The following is a 17,660-nucleotide window of genomic DNA, read 5'->3' on the forward strand; positions in this document are numbered from 1 at the left end:
TGTATCATAAATTGTTGATTATAAACAAAATGGTCGGAAAATTTGTATGAAATACATAATGAAGTTTCGAAAAACACCCTTTACACTATAGATAGGCCATGTTAGAAAATCGTCCATTTTATGGAAAAGGAGTTGACGATTCCAATGTCCGTAAACCAATTATCTGAGACAAACCAAGTAAGCGAGATGATCGAATGGCTCGCCTCCTTTGGAAAAACAAAAACGGGCGGTGTCACAAGGCGATTGTATACACCGGAATGGCAAGCGGCACAGCACGCCCTGAAAGCAAAAATGAAGGAAACAGGGCTTGAAACGTATTTTGATAGTGTTGGGAACTTATATGGCAGAGTCCAAGGTACGGAAAAAAGCGGGGCAATTTTAACCGGGTCGCACATTGATACTGTCACAGAAGGCGGAAAATATGATGGCGCATACGGTGTGATAGCCGGTTTTATCGCTGTGTCAAGGCTCCTCCGGAAATACGGGCCGCCCAAAAAAACAATTGAAACGGCGTCATTGTGCGAGGAAGAAGGCAGCAGGTTCCCCATCACTTTCTGGGGATCGAAAAATATTTGCGGCCTGTATCATTTTCATGATGCGGATGGCATACAGGATGAAAATGGAATTTTACTGTCCGATGCGATGAAGCGGGCGGGTTTTGGACCAGGAAAATACATCTCCCCTGCCCGCACGGATATCCGGGCATTTTTGGAACTCCATATCGAGCAAGGAATGGTGCTGGAACAAAACAATAAGACTATCGGAGTGGCCACGCATATTGTTGGGCAGCGCCGCTATACGATTCGGCTAAAAGGAGAAAGCAACCATGCCGGCACGACATCGATGGCCCTGAGAAAAGACGCAGTTACTGCTGCTGCCCAGTTCATCTCATACTTAACAAGAAAGGCAAAAGAAACCGATCCCGGTTTAGTGGCAACCGTTGGCCAGATTGACGTGAAACCGAATGTAGCCAATGTGATTGCTGGTGAAGTGGCATTCAGCCTGGATATTCGCCATCACAGGCAGGAAGTCATGGAACACTATTGCAACGATGTTTTTTCAACATTTAAGCGCAACGCCAAAAAGAAGGGAATCCATATTTCGATTACACAATGGCTCGATACAGCACCGGTCGCGCTGGATCCGGCATTGGCCGAAATAGCGCGATCCATTGCTAAATCCCGGCAGATTGCTTTTCAAGATATTGTGAGCGGCGCCGGGCATGACGCCCAGATTTTCGGCTCATTTTGCCCGACTTTGCTGCTATTTGTACCGAGCAGGAACGGTATCAGTCATTCGCCGAGAGAATATAGCGCTATTCGCGATCTTGAAACCGGCATTGATTTATTGGAGAGCGTATTATACAAGCTGGCTTACACTTAAATGATGCACAATAAGGAGAAGATGAAATTGGCATATGCAGAATTAACGGCACCGAAACGAATCATCCTGACACCCGGCCCGGTTGAGGTCGACCCGCGTGTGTTGCGGGCAATGGGCACACCGATCCTCGGTCAATTCGATCCGGCATTTACAGCCATTATGAATGAAGTAATGGATATGCTCCGCCAAGTATTTCAGACAAAAAACCATTGGGCTTACCCGGTTGACGGAACTTCCCGCTCCGGATTAGAAGCTGTGCTTTGCAGCATTCTTGAACCCGGAGACCGTGTCATGGTGCCCATTTATGGCAGATTCGGCCATTTATTTGCAGAAATTTGCGAACGGTACGGTGCTGAAGTCCACACCATTGAATGTCCGTGGGGAGAAGTATTCGAACCGGGCCATGTCATTGCGGAGATGAAGAAAATAAAGCCGAAAGTGCTGGCAATGGTGCACGGTGAAACTTCCACCGGCAGAATGCAGCCCCTTGCAGAAATCGGAAGGGCATGCCGCGAACAGGACGTTTTGTTTGTTGTAGATGCAGTCGCATCCATCGGAGGAGCAGATGTCAGGACAGATGAATGGTATATCGATGCCCTTGTTGCCGGAACGCAAAAATGTCTGTCAGTCCCTGCCGGCATGGCGCCGATTACGTACAACAGTCGTATAGAAAAAATCGTGCTGGCACGCAAAAAAGTGGAACGCGGCATTGCAACTGATGAGGACCGTGCTTATCCAAGGAGCATGCGCCCGATCACAAGCAATTACTTTGATCTGGGCATGCTCCAGGATTACTGGAGCCCGCGCCGGTTGAACCACCACACAGAGGCAACGTCCATGATCTACGCGCTACGAGAAGGATTACGGCTTGTGTTGGATGAAGGACTGGGAGCACGTTTTTCACGCCATAAACTGCATGAAAAAGCGCTTATCGAAGGGCTTCTGGCAATGGGACTGTCTTTATTCGGCGACCCTGTGCACAAACTCCCCTGCGTCACTTGCGTCAACATACCGGACGGAACCGACGGCGAATCTGTCCGCCACATGCTTCTTGAGGAATTCGGCATTGAAATCGCTTCTTCTTTTGGCCCACTGCACGGAAAAATCTGGAGGATTGGCACGATGGGCTACGGCTGTCGAAAAGATAATGTGCTCGCATTATTAGGCGGCCTTGAAGCCGTTCTGATTAGGCATGGCGTAAAAGTGAACCGTGGAGAAGGATTGCAGGCCGCATTGGATGTATATCAATCAGAAAAAACGAAATCGATTGTTTTAAAGTGAACGTTCTGCTGTTTTTCGGCATGGACAGCGAATGTTAAAATACTTGCTTGAGCCGAACGGGGATTGACCATTGTGCGGAAAAATATTTCTTTTATCCCCCTTTTTGAAACAGGACGGGTAAACCTATACGCGGGATAAGCACATACTCGCAGCCAAAAGGGCCGCTTCTTACGAAAAATGATAAATAAAAAAGAGCCGGCACACCCGGCTTTTTTTATGAAAAGTTATCCTGAAGCGCTTTTCGCAAAAGCTGCTCGCACCGTTCCAAGTCAGCCTTGACAAGTTTTTTGTACGCTTTTGCTTTTTCCATGTCTTTGATTTTGTATACCACAACCTCTTTTCTTTTTGCCCCGTCCGGTTTTACTTTTATTTTGGTCAAAATTTGCTCCTCATCTTCCAGTTCATGAAGCGCCCGGTAGATTTCGGAATGCTGCGGTTCGAAACCGAGCGGCTTAAATTCTTTTTTCAATTCATCCAAAAGCTGCAGCCCGTACCACCGTCCGTTTTCAATATTGGTGATAATATAAAGTTTTAAAAAGGCGCGCTGTTTGATTAAAAAGCCGGTACTCTCCCTTTGCCGTTTTTCCGCCATGCTACTCACCCCTTTTTCTTCCATTATAGTAAAATGTGCCGGCAGCACACAAAAATTAACACTCGAACGTATGTTATTTTAGCTGTGTAGGTTTTTTGTTTTTTATTATGTTTTTAGCACATTGTGTAATTTTTATAAAATCTGCTCTGAAACCCTTTCATTTCTATAAAATGGAGTCGCGTTTTATATCAACCGTGCATCCGGCTAAGCCGGCAAAAGAATGGTAAAAATTCGTTCATTTTTATCGTGCAAACATTTGGTCAAATATTATTTATCTTTTAGCACATAGTGTTATTAAACCAAATTAAACAAAAAAATACCGGCGCATTGCCGGCATTACGCTTTTCCCAAACGGCACGGGCGCCCTTTCTCAAAATGGGTATTTTTTGCTGCCGTGCTGTTTGCCTTACACCCCGGAAATTTGTTTTCGCAAAACGTGTTTTAAAACTTTCCCGCTCGCATTTCGTGGAAGCGTCTGTAAAAATTCAATTTCGGCCGGCCATTTATATTTTGCAAGTTTTCCCGAACAATAGGCAAACACTTTTTCTTCTGTCAATGTTTCGCCTTTTTTCACGACAATATAGGCTTTTGGCACTTCCCCGTATATTTCATGCGGAATTCCGACTACTGCCGCTTCCAAAATTTCCGGCATTTCATACAGCACTTCCTCTACTTCCACCGGATAAACATTTTCGCCTCCACGTATTAACATATCTTTTTTACGGTCAACTAAATACAGAAAGCCGGCTTCATCGAAATAGCCCAAATCTCCGCTGTAAAGCCAACCGTTTTGCAATACCCTCCGCGTTTCTTCTTCATTTTTCAAATATCCTTTCATGACTTGCGGCCCTTTAACGATGATTTCGCCTACTTCCCCGGCGGGAACAGGTGAACCGCCCGCATCTACCACTTGAATTTCCGTTTGCGGCAATGCTTGGCCAACCGAACCTGCCTTTTCCATAGCAAAACGGTCAGTTAATGTTGAAGCTGCCGGCGCATTTTCGGTCTGGCCGTATAAATTTTGTACTTTTACTGTCGGAAAACGCGTTTTTAACTGGCGCACACGTTCATACGGCATCGGAGACGCACCATAACAGAACAATCGCAAATAAGACAGGTCAACTTCAGCCATTTTCGGCGCATTGAGAAGGATACTGTACATTGCCGGCACCCCGAAGAAAACAGTAACTTTTTCTTTTTCCATTGTTTCAAGCGTTTTCTCAGGGGAAAATTGTTCTTCTATGATCATGGTGCCACCACGGTAGATGGCCGGAATGCTAAAGACATGGCATGCCGCGCAATGGAATAATGGGGTGACAATATGCACACGGTCTTCCCTGCTTAAATCCATTGCCTCAGCCCAGATTTGTGCCGCTGCCCGGACATTTGCGGCAGACAGCATGACGCCTTTTGGCCTGCCGGTTGTGCCGGATGTATAAAAAATCACAGCAGTATCATCTGCCTCTATTTGGGGAGGCATAAAAGCATCCGTATTTTCTCCGGCAATAGCCCGGAATGTGTCTTCCCCGCCGACCATCAGGCGGTCTTGGAATTGATGAAACTCGCGCGGAATTTCATGCAATATATGGAGCAGACGGGTATCATAGATGAGGGCTTTTGCTTCTGAGTGATGAAAAATATACTGCACTTCGGGTGGTGCCAATTTTGTATTGACAGGCATGGCTGTGAAACCGCCCAGTTGGCAGGCATAATAGGCAATGAGCAGCACATCGGAATTATGAAGAAAAAGGGCAATAATGTCTCCCTTTTTGTACCCCTTTTTTTGGAAAAAGCCGGCGACATTTATCGCCTCCCGGTAAAATTGAGCATAAGTCATTTTCTTTCCCCGGTAAGACGTAATGATATGGTCCGGTTGATGAATGGCATGCCATTTGAGCTGTTGCCCAACAAACATTTTTACTCCTCCTGTTCGAAAAACCCGGTTTTTCCGTTTGCCGCAGTAAAGCGCCGGCTGCGGTGATACGCTCCTTTCCCCAGCCGGAAACAACATGTTTTTTAATCCAATCTTTCAATGATCGTCGCGTTTGCCATACCGTAACCTTCGCACATCGTTTGCAAGCCGTAACGACCGTTTGTTCGTTCCAGCTCGTGTATTAGCGTTGTCATGAGCCGCGCCCCGCTTGCGCCAAGCGGATGGCCAAGCGCAATCGCACCGCCGTTCGGGTTCAGTTTTTCCGGACTGGCGCCGGTTTCTAAAAGCCAGGCAAGCGGTACGGAAGCAAATGCCTCGTTCACTTCAAATACATCGATGTCATCAATCGAAAGCCCCGCCTGACATAACACTTTTTCCGTAGCCGGGATCACCCCTGTCAGCATCAGTGTCGGATCAGACCCAACAACGGTCCGGGCGAGAATTCGGAACCGCGGCTTCAGGCCAAGTGCCTCTGCTTTTGTGCGGGACATGATTAAAACGGCAGCTGCCCCGTCGCTAATCTGGCTCGCATTACCTGCCGTGATACGCCCGTCTTCCTGAAAAGCCGGTTTCAGCGCGGACAATTTCTGAATCGATGTATCTGAACGCGGGCCTTCATCTTTCACAACTGTCACGGTCTTGCCATCAGGCTGTTCCGCTTCAACCGGCATGATCTCCCTGTCAAAACGCCCTTCTTTTTGCGCCTGCAATGCACGCCTGTGGCTTTCAAGCGCATAGTGGTCCATCTTTTCACGGCTAATGCCCCACTTTTCCGCAATCAAGTCTGCGGACAGCCCCTGATGGATCATGTTGTATTTTGCAGTGAGCAACTTGCTGAATGCGGCGCCGTTCCTGTTGGAGCCGATCGGAACGCGCGACATGCTCTCAACCCCGCCTGCAATCACCACATCCATATCGCCGGAGAGAACCGCCTGAGCTGCAAAATGCACCGCCTGCTGACTGGATCCGCACTGGCGGTCAATGGTAACGCCGGGCACTTCAATCGGAAATCCTGCGATCAACGTTGCCTGCCGCGCAATATCAGACGCCTGTTCCCCGACCTGGGAAACACAGCCCATGATCACATCTTCCACCATATCCGGAGATATCCCCGCCCGTTCGACCACTTCCTGTAAAACTTTCGCCGCCAGCTCTTCTGCCCGGATCCCGCTTAATAATCCATTCCGCTTTCCAACGGGTGTCCGAACCGCTTCTATAATGACCGCTTCCCGCATCCGCATTCCCCTCACCATAAAAATATTCCATTCATCTTATACCCTGCGTTTTTAAACTGCGATTCCGCTTGTAAACCCGTATTTCCTGTCTTAGTCTCGCATTTGCACGGGACTCTTTTGAAAATGGTGCCCGGCCCGGACTGTTTTTATCGACCCGTTAAGCAACCGGCCCAATCCGCCTTGCGCGTGCGATTTTGAGATGTTTCCCGTGCCTGCCTGCCAGGCGGATTTTTCCATCATCAGCTTCACATTACTTCGGCTGCATCCGGATCGCACCGTCAAGTCGGATCGTTTCCCCGTTCAGCATCGGATTCAAGACAATACTTTGGACAAGCTGCGCATACTCTGCCGGCCGTCCGAGACGGGGAGGAAACGGTGTCATCTTGCCAAGCGCATCCCTTGCTTTTTCTGGCAAAGAAGCGAAAAGCGGCGTTTCAAATACACCCGGTGCAATCGTGACAACACGAATGCCAAGGCTGGCAAGATCCCTGGCAACCGGAAGCGTCATCCCGACAATGCCGCCTTTTGACGCGCTGTAGGCTGCCTGCCCGATCTGCCCTTCAAAAGCGGCAACCGAGGCTGTATTAATGATCACTCCTCTTTCCCCTTCTTCGTTCGGGCTGTTATGTGCCATTTTTTCAGCGGTAAGCCGGATCACATTAAACGTGCCAATCAGATTCACCTCAATCACTTTCCGAAAAGAGGCAAGATCATGTACGCCGCTTTTGCCGTATGTTTTTTTCGCCGCTCCGATGCCGGCACAATTTACCAGTATGTTAACGCTTTCAATTTGTTCTAGCGCATCTTGAACACTTTTCTCATCCGTTACATCCGTTTTGAAAAAACGAACCCGCCCTTTTAGTTCCTGCTCCAATTTTGCTCCTTTTTCCTGTTGAAGGTCAAAAACAACCGCCTTCGCGCCCGTTTCCACCAATTTCCTTACCGTTGCTTCCCCGAGCCCTGATGCCCCGCCGGTTACAATGGCTGTGCTGTTTTCCAGATTCATTTGACTAAACCCCTCTCCCATGAAGATCTGTTCCGTATCTAAAATTCTAAATGTTTGTATTTTCACTGTCAACCGAAAAAAAACCGCTCAAAAAGCGGTTTTAATGTTCCAGCAAAAGGTTGACGGGAACGCTCATCTTTTTATCCGGATGATCAAGGGTATGCACCGTTGCTGTTTCTTCCTGCCGGTCAACATGCTCGATGTAAATCCTTTCCCCGTTCAAAGTGACCGTCACCATTTCTGGCACATTCATAATTTCCTGCGCACGTCTTGCATCCATACCAAAACCTCCGTTTCTTTTTACAATTAAAGTATGGATAGGGGAGTGTGAAACTATACCGGTATTTAAACATCCACCCCTTCCTGTTAAAATAAAACAAAGAACAGAAACGGAGATGATGGAGATGAAGTCTTTTAAAATCGTACTTGGCGATATTACAAAAGTCAAAACGGATGCCATCGTAAATGCGGCGAATACAACACTGCTCGGCGGCGGTGGTGTGGACGGGGCCATCCATAGAGCAGCAGGGCCCGAGCTCCTTGAGGAATGCCGGAAATTGAACGGATGCCCGACCGGCGAAGCAAAAATGACGAAAGGATACCGGCTGCCGGCAAAATACGTCATTCATACGCCCGGCCCCGTCTGGCAGGGAGGCGGCCATCATGAAGCCGAATTATTGGAAAACAGTTACCAAAACAGCCTGCGCCTCGCTGAATCGAAAGGACTGCGAACGGTTGCTTTTCCTTCCATCAGCACCGGTGTATACCATTTCCCGCTGGATGCGGCTGCCCGGATCGCTGTCCGCACCATTTGTACATTCCTTGAAACTTCCGACTCGGTGCAGGAAGTGTGGATGGTGTGTTTTGACGAGCGGACAAAACAAGCGTACGAAAAAGCAGCAACAGAATGGAAAAGCATTTCATATGATAGCGAAAAATCGGGCAATAAAGTGACAATCCTGGTAAATTGAGGTTTCGCACAGCATGCCGGCTTTTTTGCCCGGGCCGGTACGTGCTGGAAAACCGGGAAGCAGAGACATTTTTACAGATGTTTCGCAGCTGCCGCCGTTTTTCCACATCCATGCCGCTTCACCGGGAAACTTACTTTGTCCTCCCGCTGGATCCCCGGGCCCGGGGTCTTCTGTTTTAGGAATCTGCAGCAGCTTCCAATTCGGTAAGGTTCTTGTATTTTCTGGCCCGGTCGATCTTGCTTTTTCGAATATGAAACTGTTTAACAGCGTATTGCCGCATTATATCCGGCTCGAATACAATCTGCGATTCAAAATTTGACTGTTCCCGTTGTAAAACCGCCAGTCCGACAAGGTATTCGACAACGCCGTAAGCATGCATCCACAACTCATCCATATAGTCATGGAACAATTTAAACCTTTCCTCATTTCCAACTACAAGCCGCTGTATCGTATAAATGCCAAACTGGATATGCCTGCCTTCATCCATATTTAAATAATCAATGCCCTGTAAAATGCCCGGGAACAAGCCGGATTTTTTATAAATCTGCCTGAACGAATAATAACCGGATTCCGCAAGCACGCCTTCCACAATCATATTGTAAACCGTCGCCGCACGGATGACCTCTTCAGGCGAATCGTCTGTATACAGGCGCTCCATTGCTTCGGGCAGCGCTTCGTAAAAAATCCGCTTGTAGCTGTCATTATGGTAGGCCGATAAATCAAGATCGCCGACGCCCACTGCCTGCTGCCAGCGCGAAAACATTTCCGTATGTTTGGCTTCATCGTGCAAAAAGGTGGTCAAAAACATCGTGTCTTCAAGCCGGCCCTGTCTTGCCATCGCATGGAGCATCGGCAAAATATCGAGCGTAACCGCTTCTTCCCCGGCTGAAAAAGAGGAAATAAGCGGTAACGATGCTATCCTCTCTTCCTCCCTTAATTGGAGAAAATCTTCCCGGTCTTGGCTGAAATCAATGTCAGCCGGATTCCACCCGCCGTTCCGCTTTGCTTTTTCATAAAGCTTATACATCGGGTCATTCCAGTTGATTTGACCCTCAACGGTTTGAAAACGTTCATGCACCATCTTTTCATCTCCTTGTCAGGTGCGCCATGCCGGAACGGTCCTGTCGTGCCTCTAACCGGCAGGCATGGTGCTCGGTTTATCAGCTTCCGCCAAAAAATCCGGTCAACTTCTGTGCCGGCACACCCAAGCGAGCGGGAATCCCTTGCCACACCAGGGTTTCCCTTTTTCAAAACGGATCCCAGGAGCGGTGTTGTAAAGGGCTTTCGCTTCTTTTGTTTCCATCAGGAAGCGTTATATGCTGACAAAACGTCCTGCAACCGCAAAGCCAGCCCCATATCCCCTTTCAGCCGGAGTTTGCCGGTTAAAAAAGCCGTCGTGCCGTTCATTTTGCCTTGCACCAGTTTTTTAAAGTCAGCGGATGACATGGAGAGCGTACAATTCGGATCCTCCGCTTCCCCCGCCCCAGCGTAACTGCCTTCCGGACGCATAACGACATGGTAAGTCCCTTCTTCTTCCCCACTTAAATTAAACTGGTATACCGCATTCATTCCTTGTGACCGGGAAGGATCTTTCTTTAAGGCAGCATCAATTGTTTGAAAAATTTCGTCAACGGTTTCCATGCGGTTCCTCCTTGTATAATAAGTTTAAATCCAAAGTGGATGTCAATTTCCAGTTCATTCTGCTGCTCATTGACAAGTGAATATAAGATTTTGTATTCCGGGCTCGCCCGGAATACAAGTTCGGACTTGGACGCTTCGCGATGTTCCCGGATAATGGTCTTAGGATCGTTTGGGTCAATGCTTCCCCTCCTTGTAGCCTGACTACTCGAAAAGTCTGCATCCCCAGGTTCTTGCTTGAACGTCTAACCCGTAGGCCGTTCCTCCGGATCTCCGTGCTGGAAATGAGCAGTTCCAGGCAGCCCACGGCCCGGATGAGTTCTCATACGCGAGGCTGACAGATCGGCAAGCCATCTGGGGATATCCCGAAGCGTCCGATTCCATCGATCCCAATACAGAGAGGAGGAAATCATATGCCCTTATTTGTCGGTATTGACGTGAGCTCCAAAAACCTCGATGCCTGCCTGATGGATGGAATGGGGGAAACGTTGGCCACCCAAACGGTGACAAACAATCTTCCCGGTGCCTCTGAGTTAAGAGACGCCATCCTCCAACATGCGGAGGCGGATGACACCATCCAGATCGCCATGGAGGCCACATCTGTGTATAGTTGGCACCCGGCAATGTTTTTCCATGAAGATCCCGAGCTGAAACAGCGTCGTACAAAGGTGTTTACCCTGAATCCGAAGCTGGTGAGAAATTTCAAAAAGGCTTATGCCGAGATGGACAAGACCGATCCCAAAGATGCCTGGGTAATTGCGGACCGCTTGCGTTTCGGGAGATTGCCGAAATCCGTGATTCAGTCAGAACAATACCTTGCCCTTCAACGGTTAACACGGATGCGCTATCACCTGATTCAAAGTTTAACCCGGGAACAACAGGTATTTTTGAATCATCTGTTTTTCAAATTCAGTGCCTTTAACCTTGAAGTGGATACACCGGTCTTCGGCCATGCCATAACGGAATTTTTGCTTGAGGCCTATAGCCTCGATGAAATTGCCCAAATGCCTCTAGAGGACTTAGCGATGTATCTCCAGACCAAAGGCCATGGCCGCTTTAGCGATCCCGAGGATTTGGCCGCATCCATCCAAAAAGCTGCCCGGTCCTCTTACCGGCTTTCTAAATGTGTGGAGGATTCGATTGACTTGGTCCTGGGCAGTTCTATTGAGATCATCCGGCATCTTAAACGCCAAATCAAGGATTTGGATAAGGCGATTGCCCGCGTTCTTGATGGAATCCCGAATACCCTCCAGACCATTCCGGGAATAGGCCCGGTGAGCTGTGCTGGGATTCTCGCTGAAATCGGCGACATTGAGCGCTTTGACGACCAAGCCGCGATCGCAAAATTTGCTGGATTGTTCTGGCCCCGCCACCAATCGGGTGATTTTGAGGCTGATGACAAAATGCTTGCGCGTACAGGCAATCGTTATCTCCGGTATTACCTGGTTGAGGCTGCCAATCTGGTCCGGCGACACGAACCTGAGTACCGCGCCTTTTACCAAAAGAAATATCGTGAGGTGCATAAGCACTCACACAAACGCGCCCTCGTCTTAACGGCAAGAAAACTGGTGCGCCTGATCGATGCGCTGCTCCGCAACGATCAAATTTATGCGCCGAAAAAGAAGGTGACGCGATGAGGTAACCAGGTAACCATCATCGATAGCCTGAACTTGAAAACTTCCAGATTATTCCAATTATCTGGAGGCTTAGTTCAGTATTGCCATTTTTACGACATAGAGCCAACAAAATTTCCAATTCACTTGTTTTTAACCCTTGACATCACACCGTAGGACTTTTTTATAAAAAAATAGCTTTCACAACTGATTATATATTCCGAACCTTTCAAGGCCAATTCCTATATATGTAGGGAAATCGGAAGCCCGGTTTTCTGCTTGCCCTATATTTATCGCCCGTCTAAAGCCATACCTTCTGCGCAAACTTGAACAACCGGTTTTTGGTTTACCGGCTGCACGTCTTTTCCTTCGGCGCAAAAAAATCATCTGCCTCTTAAGCTGAAGCAGATGCGAGCTGATCAGGGCAAAAAATATAAAATTTGTCCATTCACCAGTCGGCTCGATATTTTTCCGGCAAATTCCAGATAAAGACATCTTGTAATTGTTGCCATAAACGGAGCGAAAAATTGCTTTATTGCCATATCCCCATAAGTATCCCGGCAGATTTGCGCCGCTGTTTTCTCTCCTTCTTGAAGCGACATGACAATTTGCTTGAGTCTATGCTCATGGCGCATCCGGATGCTCTCCGCCCGCGCCTTTACATCCTCAATTAGCCCGCCGTGCCCCGGAAGCGCCACTTTGACAGGCAGGTCTTTAATCCGGTCAAGCGAATCAAAATAATCCCCAAGCGGGTTTTTGTCGTTCTCAGACCAGGCGGCAACAATGGGGGACAAGTCTTTTAACACATGGTCTCCGAGCACCAGAATTTGCTTTTTGCGATTGTAAAAACAAAAATGGTCCGGCGCATGGCCAGGCGTCCGGATCGCTTCGTAAGGATCATCACCGAGCAGAACCTGTTCGCCATTTTTAAAAAGGCCGTCCGGTTCAAAATCATATTTCGGGATCTCCCGTGCAAAATTCCGTTTCGGCAAAGTCGGCCCGCCATGCTTTTGCAAAACCGCTTCGTATTTATCATGTGAAACGGCAAAACGGGCCTTTGTTTCCTGCATGGTCTGAAAGCTTAAATCGGACATGAAAACAGGTACACTGTATTTTTCTTTCAGCCATTTCGCAAGCCCGAGATGGTCGGGATGCGAATGTGTCAGCACAATTTTTTCAATGGGAAAAACCGATGCCAGCACTTTGTTCCATGTTTCCTTCGCCGTTTCATGGAAGTCCCCGGTATCCACAATCGTGTACCCTTTTTTTCCTTTAAAAAGATAGCAATTGACCTCCCGCATGCCGAATGGAAAACGGACGACCAGTTTCCATACATTTTCCGCCACTTTCGTGAAGTCGCATGAATCCTTTTTCTCTGTAAAACTTGCCAAATCCATCCCCTCCTACCATAAGCATAACTTTTCGGAGGAACTGGGGCAAACTTTTTCACTTTTTTTAATCGTATGCATGATGCCGCCAATCAGGCAGATGGTGCCATAAGTACCTGCCTTTTTGGGCTGGGCTCAACTGTCCCGCAAAATCACCTGTTCGATCGGTTCTTTTGCAAATTCAATGCCGTTTTCGCGGAACAGCCGGACGATCACATGGCGCATTTCATTTTCAATCTCATCTTTCTGGTTGCCCGGCAAAAGCGGGATCTCTACAAGAAAATCAAAGCTATGGTTCCGCAACCGGATCAACTTTACAGACGCTATCGTATCCGGTGCGAGACCATGATCTGCTTCTTTTACTGTTTCAAAAGCCTCGTGCAATAGCTTTTCCACCTTTTTTGTATCCATTTCGGAACTGACGCTGACCTGAATAGAAGCAGAAGGCTTTTCCGTCGTCCGGTTTTTAATGACCTGTTCAATAAAATATTGATTTGGAACAATCAGCGTACCGCTTTTATCGAGCCGGACCGTTGTAGAGCGGAGATTGATTTTCTCCACTCTGCCGGTTTCCTCATTGATTTCAACCGTTTCACCGACTTCAATCGGGCGTTCAAATAAAATGATGATCCCGGATACGAAGTTTGCCGCGATGTTGCGCATGCCAAAGCCGAGCCCGATCCCGATTACGCTTAAAACCGCCCCAAGTGCAGACAGGTCAAGGCCGACCGTTGTAAAGCTGATACAAAGTGCAGCAATCATGACGGTATAATAAATGAGGCGGTTAAACGTATACCCGAGTCCGCGGTCAACGTGATAATGGTCATAAACGGTTGAAAGCACATATTTTGTCAGAAGCTTCACAAGCCTGTGCGCGAGCGTGACAATCATTAAAGCAACAATCAGCAAAAACGGCGTGACATCGAGCCCGCCTTTGGAATAAAGCGGGTAAAACAACCACCTGTTATCGGAGAAATCAAACAGGAAGATCAAAAGTACACCGTATAAACAAGCCCAGTTTGTAATTGAATAAACCGCCGGCACGACCGTTTTTTGCAGCCGGCGGTTCCTTTTTGCAAGCACGGATACCGTCCACTTCAACAGCTTGCCGGCAACAAGCAAAACGACCGTATCAAGCGCAAAACGAAAAAGATGAATGTCCGAGAATTCTTTCCATACTGTATCCAACAACATAACCACCCGGTTCCAAGATGATATTTTTTCTATACCCTGAAACCGGGCATTCAATCGTTACAAGCCGTATTTCCGCAGTTTTCTGTAAAATGTGCTGCGCGGAATATCCAGCATTTTCGCCGCTGCCGCCGCATTTCCTTTCGTATGTTTCAAAGCTTCCAGTATCATATCGCGCTCAATCGCTTCCCGCGGGTTCAGCGTCGTGACCTGTTTTTCCATGCCGTTAAGCCCGGTCTCTCCGGAAACATATTCGTCCACATACCGTTCCGCTTCTTCTTCACCGGCCACAGCAAGCAGTCGGACGTTTTCAATCACATTCATCAGTTCACGGATATTGCCGGGCCAATGATAATCCTGCATTTTCTTCATAACCGCCGGCGGGATTTCGACGTCTTGATTTTTCTTTCTGCTGATATACTGAATCAAAGCAGGCAAGTCTTCTTTTCTTTCGCGCAAAGCAGGAAGGCGGACGGGAAAAACATACAGGCGGTAAAACAAATCTTCACGGAACTTCCCTTCTTTGACGAGCTTCGGTAAATCCTTGTGGGTCGCGGCAATAATCCGGACGTCCACACTTACTTCTTTTGCAGAACCGACCGGCACGACTTTTCTTTCCTGCAGGACGCGGAGCAACGCCGTTTGCATGGCAGACGGCAGCTCGGCCACTTCGTCAAGAAATAAGGTGCCGCCATGGGCCTGCTCGAATTTTCCTTTATGGCCACCCCGTTTTGCGCCGGTAAAAGCCCCGTCGGCATAACCGAAAAACTCGCTTTCCATTAATTCTTTCGGCACAGCCCCGCAATTGACGGCAATAAACGGGCCGTTTTTCCGGCTGCTGTTTTCATGGATGGCTCGTGCGACCAGCTCCTTTCCAGTTCCGGTCTCACCCGTGATAAAACAAGTGGTATCGGAAAGGGAAGCAATCCGGGCTTTGCGCAACGTTTCCTGAAAACTTCTACTTATACCGGTGACGCCACGGAAGACGAACTTTTCTTTTTGAAGAAGGGTGCCGGAAAGATTTTTATTTTCAGACAAAAAGAAACAGGTGCCGATTTTTTCCCGGCTGGAAGGCAATGGAATGGATTGGTTCACAATGGTATCCGTTTGGGAGGTCATTTCTTCAATCGTTCTACCAAAATAATCCGGCATTTTCTTCCGAAGCGGCCGGCTTGCCGCAACGGCTTTTCCTTCTTCATCCGTAATGACGAGTAACCGGTCCCCGTACTGGTCCGAAAGTTCAACAGCTTTTTGGATGAAACGTTCATGCCGGCTTTTTGCCATGCGTACGATTTCCTGCTCTACTGTATAAGCCAGCGATGAAACCATGGCGAGCATGAAAGGGTGGGATTCGGTATATGGACATGTTAAGTCCATGACGCCAACAAGATTCCTTTGGCTGTCGTAAACCGGCGCGGCTGCACAGCTCCACTGGTGGGAGGCAACCGAAAAATGCTCAGGGCCGTTCACCATCACGGCTTCCCCTGTCTCAAGCGTAGTGCCGATCGCATTCGTGCCGACCCGCTCTTCCGTCCAGCAAACCCCTTCGACAAAATTAATTTTTTGCGCTTCAAAAATGGTTTTCCGGTTTCCTGATACGGACAGCACATGCCCGCAAGGATCAATCAGGAGCGCCATCATGCCGGCTTCCTGAAACACAGGCTCCATCTTTTTCACATGGCGTTCGGCAATATTTAAAAAATCTTTATGCCTTTCCCGGTGTGCCAATAGTTTTTCAACAGGCAGGATATGCTGCCCTTTCCGCAAATACGGGTTCACATCCCGTTTTTTACAGCGGTACCACGATTCAGCGATTCGGTTGTTGATTCTCTCGGGATCCAATGTCCCTTCCTGCACAAACTTTTTCCACGTATTCCAATAACATACAGCCATCTTTCATCCCTCCGACTCATCATAGAAAATTGCGCATCAGGAAGAAAGTCGTGATGTTCTTTTCTATTATAATCGAATACGGAAAGCGTTTTCAATATGTAGACAGGGCTTATGAATATTCCCGGCAGTCTGAGAGACTGCCGGGAATGATTATACGTGCACCGGATGCCCCTGTGCATTTAAAACGGCTTCATGGATGGCTTCTGAGACGGTCGGATGAGCGGCAATCAAGCGCTCAAGCAAATCAGCCGTCATTTCCCCGTTCAGCATCAATACCCCCTGCCCGACCAGTTCTGTTGCATGCGGGCCGCAAATGGACAAGCCGACCACCTCTTCGTATTCCGGCTCGATGATGACTTTCACTTTCCCAACCTGTTCCCCGCTGATCATCGCTTTTCCGTTTGCCGAAAACGGAAATTCGCCGATCCGAACAGCGCCGTACATTTCTTTCGCCTGCTTTTCGGTGAGGCCGGTGCCGGCAATTTCCGGAAACGTATAAATGCAGCGGGGAACGGCTTTGTAATCCGCACTTGCCTCCATTCCGCATGCATTGAGCGCGGCCACTTTTCCTTCATGAAAAGCGACATGTGCAAGTTGGATGCCGCCAATACAATCGCCGCAGGCATAAATATGGGGGATGTTCGTCTGCATCTTTTCATTGACTTTTATGCCCGATTTTTCATACGCCACCCCGGCATTTTCGAGGCCGATCCCGTTGACAGACGGTTTCCGGCCGATTGAAACAAGCACGTATTCCCCGTAAATCTCGCGCGTTTCCCCTTCCTGCTCAATCAGCGCGCATTTCTTATCACGGTCCAGTTTTTTTACGGCAGCAGATGTATAAATGTCCACCCCGTCTTTTTCAAGCTGCTCTTTTAAAATATTCGCGATATCCGCATCTTCCCCCGGCAAAATATGTGGGGCCATCTCTATGATCGACACTTTTGTCCCAAGCCGGCTGTAAATGCTCGCAAACTCGCAACCGATTACCCCGCCGCCGACAATTACGAGCGATGGAGGCAGGCCGGGAAGAGACATGGCCTGCGTGCTGTCGATGATCCAGTTGCCATCAAACGGCGCAAACGGGAGGGAGCTCGGTTCAGACCCTGTTGCGATGATGAACTGGTCCGCTTTTATTTCAACCGTGCCGTTTGCTGTTTCTGCAAGAACAACATGGGGTGACTGGAATGCCGCTTTTCCCTGCACGATTTTGATTTTGTTTTTCTTCATTAAGTATTGAATGCCCTGTACAAGCCGGGAAACGATCGCATTTTTCCTTTCAAGCAGGGAGGACCAGTCAATGGACACCGCTTCCTTGTTCACCCGGATCCCGAATTTGTCCGCTTCCCGGATGTCCCGGTAGCGCCCTGCACTTTCCAAAAGCGTCTTGGTCGGCATGCACCCTTCATTTAAGCATGTACCGCCGAGTGTCGCCTGTTCAAATAAAATGACATCCGCACCCTGCTGTGCTGCTGTAATGGCAGCGACGTAGCCCGCAGGCCCGCCGCCTAAAATCCCGATGGTTTCCATCCTGAT

Annotated in this window: 15 protein-coding genes; 4 read left to right on the forward strand and 11 right to left on the reverse strand. The window is 48.5% G+C overall.

All coding sequences use genetic code 11. The annotated features are described in order from the left end of the window. Positions 1 to 144 precede the first annotated feature (144 nt). Complete coding sequence (allC, locus tag ABR335_RS09615) at positions 145 to 1,383, forward strand: allantoate deiminase (protein WP_350346146.1); 1,239 nt, start codon at positions 145 to 147, stop codon at positions 1,381 to 1,383. 21 nt (positions 1,384 to 1,404) lie between these two features. Next, positions 1,405 to 2,664: a pyridoxal-phosphate-dependent aminotransferase family protein gene (locus tag ABR335_RS09620; RefSeq protein ID WP_035184843.1), complete on the forward strand. Its 1,260-nt coding sequence runs from the start codon at positions 1,405 to 1,407 to the stop codon at positions 2,662 to 2,664. Positions 2,665 to 2,878: 214 nt separating this feature from the next. On the opposite strand, the gene ABR335_RS09625 is transcribed toward ABR335_RS09620, so the two are convergent. The 5 genes from ABR335_RS09625 to ABR335_RS09645 form a co-directional block, all read right to left on the reverse strand. After that, positions 2,879 to 3,256 carry a helix-turn-helix transcriptional regulator gene (locus ABR335_RS09625; protein ID WP_014098290.1) on the reverse strand — a complete coding sequence of 126 codons (378 nt, stop codon included), beginning with the start codon at positions 3,254 to 3,256 and terminating at the stop codon, positions 2,879 to 2,881. 406 nt (positions 3,257 to 3,662) lie between these two features. Continuing rightward, entirely contained in the window at positions 3,663 to 5,171 is a 1,509-nt protein-coding gene (locus ABR335_RS09630; RefSeq protein WP_350346147.1) for a class I adenylate-forming enzyme family protein, read from the reverse strand. Between the two features lie 101 nt (positions 5,172 to 5,272). After that, positions 5,273 to 6,424 (reverse strand): thiolase family protein, encoded by a 1,152-nt coding sequence (locus ABR335_RS09635; RefSeq protein WP_035184884.1) that lies wholly within the window; start codon positions 6,422 to 6,424, stop codon positions 5,273 to 5,275. A 250-nt stretch (positions 6,425 to 6,674) separates the two neighbouring features. Then, positions 6,675 to 7,430 (reverse strand): 3-hydroxyacyl-CoA dehydrogenase, encoded by a 756-nt coding sequence (locus tag ABR335_RS09640; protein ID WP_035184886.1) that lies wholly within the window; start codon positions 7,428 to 7,430, stop codon positions 6,675 to 6,677. A 100-nt stretch (positions 7,431 to 7,530) separates the two neighbouring features. Next, positions 7,531 to 7,710: an H-type small acid-soluble spore protein gene (locus ABR335_RS09645; protein ID WP_014098294.1), complete on the reverse strand. Its 180-nt coding sequence runs from the start codon at positions 7,708 to 7,710 to the stop codon at positions 7,531 to 7,533. A 124-nt stretch (positions 7,711 to 7,834) separates the two neighbouring features. Between ABR335_RS09645 and ABR335_RS09650 the strand changes: the two genes are divergently transcribed. After that, complete coding sequence (locus ABR335_RS09650) at positions 7,835 to 8,401, forward strand: O-acetyl-ADP-ribose deacetylase (RefSeq protein ID WP_014098295.1); 567 nt, start codon at positions 7,835 to 7,837, stop codon at positions 8,399 to 8,401. A 175-nt stretch (positions 8,402 to 8,576) separates the two neighbouring features. Here the strand turns inward: ABR335_RS09650 and ABR335_RS09655 are convergent, their stop codons facing one another. Both ABR335_RS09655 and ABR335_RS09660 read right to left on the reverse strand, forming a co-directional pair. Next, a complete protein-coding gene (locus tag ABR335_RS09655; RefSeq protein ID WP_315958372.1) occupies positions 8,577 to 9,482 on the reverse strand; it encodes a R2-like ligand-binding oxidase in 906 nt (301 codons plus the stop codon). Positions 9,483 to 9,703: 221 nt separating this feature from the next. Beyond that, positions 9,704 to 10,042, reverse strand: coding sequence for an SCP2 sterol-binding domain-containing protein (locus ABR335_RS09660; RefSeq protein ID WP_014098298.1), 339 nt, complete (start codon positions 10,040 to 10,042; stop codon positions 9,704 to 9,706). 410 nt (positions 10,043 to 10,452) lie between these two features. Between ABR335_RS09660 and ABR335_RS09665 the strand changes: the two genes are divergently transcribed. Continuing rightward, positions 10,453 to 11,676, forward strand: coding sequence for an IS110 family transposase (locus tag ABR335_RS09665; protein WP_013858393.1), 1,224 nt, complete (start codon positions 10,453 to 10,455; stop codon positions 11,674 to 11,676). Positions 11,677 to 12,071: 395 nt separating this feature from the next. Here ABR335_RS09665 and ABR335_RS09670 read toward each other — a convergent pair whose 3' ends face one another. From ABR335_RS09670 to lpdA, 4 genes are all read right to left on the reverse strand, one after another. Further along, positions 12,072 to 13,043: an MBL fold metallo-hydrolase gene (locus ABR335_RS09670; RefSeq protein ID WP_014098299.1), complete on the reverse strand. Its 972-nt coding sequence runs from the start codon at positions 13,041 to 13,043 to the stop codon at positions 12,072 to 12,074. 132 nt (positions 13,044 to 13,175) lie between these two features. Then, positions 13,176 to 14,231 carry a mechanosensitive ion channel family protein gene (locus ABR335_RS09675; protein WP_035184893.1) on the reverse strand — a complete coding sequence of 352 codons (1,056 nt, stop codon included), beginning with the start codon at positions 14,229 to 14,231 and terminating at the stop codon, positions 13,176 to 13,178. 60 nt (positions 14,232 to 14,291) lie between these two features. Then, positions 14,292 to 16,124: a sigma-54-dependent Fis family transcriptional regulator gene (locus ABR335_RS09680; RefSeq protein ID WP_014098301.1), complete on the reverse strand. Its 1,833-nt coding sequence runs from the start codon at positions 16,122 to 16,124 to the stop codon at positions 14,292 to 14,294. 150 nt (positions 16,125 to 16,274) lie between these two features. Next, the gene (lpdA, locus tag ABR335_RS09685) at positions 16,275 to 17,654 is read right to left on the reverse strand and encodes a dihydrolipoyl dehydrogenase (protein WP_035184897.1); all 1,380 of its coding nucleotides are present in this window, start codon (positions 17,652 to 17,654) and stop codon (positions 16,275 to 16,277) included. Positions 17,655 to 17,660 lie beyond the last annotated feature (6 nt).

Origin of the sequence: Heyndrickxia faecalis (genome assembly GCF_040267745.1) — a bacterium.
In the GTDB taxonomy this organism is placed as follows: Bacteria; Bacillota; Bacilli; order Bacillales; family Bacillaceae_C; genus Weizmannia; species Weizmannia faecalis.

Bases quoted from the DNA above. Each gene is read 5' to 3' on its own strand.
- ABR335_RS09655 (WP_315958372.1), bottom strand. From the start codon at position 9,482: ATGGTGCATGAACGTTTTCAAACCGTTGAGGGTCAAATCAACTGGAAT.
- ABR335_RS09640 (WP_035184886.1), bottom strand. From the start codon at position 7,430: ATGAATCTGGAAAACAGCACAGCCATTGTAACCGGCGGGGCATCAGGG.
- allC (WP_350346146.1), top strand. From the start codon at position 145: ATGTCCGTAAACCAATTATCTGAGACAAACCAAGTAAGCGAGATGATC.
- ABR335_RS09630 (WP_350346147.1), bottom strand. From the start codon at position 5,171: ATGTTTGTTGGGCAACAGCTCAAATGGCATGCCATTCATCAACCGGAC.
- ABR335_RS09625 (WP_014098290.1), bottom strand. From the start codon at position 3,256: ATGGCGGAAAAACGGCAAAGGGAGAGTACCGGCTTTTTAATCAAACAG.
- ABR335_RS09620 (WP_035184843.1), top strand. From the start codon at position 1,405: ATGAAATTGGCATATGCAGAATTAACGGCACCGAAACGAATCATCCTG.
- ABR335_RS09635 (WP_035184884.1), bottom strand. From the start codon at position 6,424: ATGCGGGAAGCGGTCATTATAGAAGCGGTTCGGACACCCGTTGGAAAG.
- ABR335_RS09660 (WP_014098298.1), bottom strand. From the start codon at position 10,042: ATGGAAACCGTTGACGAAATTTTTCAAACAATTGATGCTGCCTTAAAG.
- ABR335_RS09665 (WP_013858393.1), top strand. From the start codon at position 10,453: ATGCCCTTATTTGTCGGTATTGACGTGAGCTCCAAAAACCTCGATGCC.
- ABR335_RS09645 (WP_014098294.1), bottom strand. From the start codon at position 7,710: ATGGATGCAAGACGTGCGCAGGAAATTATGAATGTGCCAGAAATGGTG.
- lpdA (WP_035184897.1), bottom strand. From the start codon at position 17,654: ATGGAAACCATCGGGATTTTAGGCGGCGGGCCTGCGGGCTACGTCGCT.
- ABR335_RS09650 (WP_014098295.1), top strand. From the start codon at position 7,835: ATGAAGTCTTTTAAAATCGTACTTGGCGATATTACAAAAGTCAAAACG.
- ABR335_RS09680 (WP_014098301.1), bottom strand. From the start codon at position 16,124: ATGGCTGTATGTTATTGGAATACGTGGAAAAAGTTTGTGCAGGAAGGG.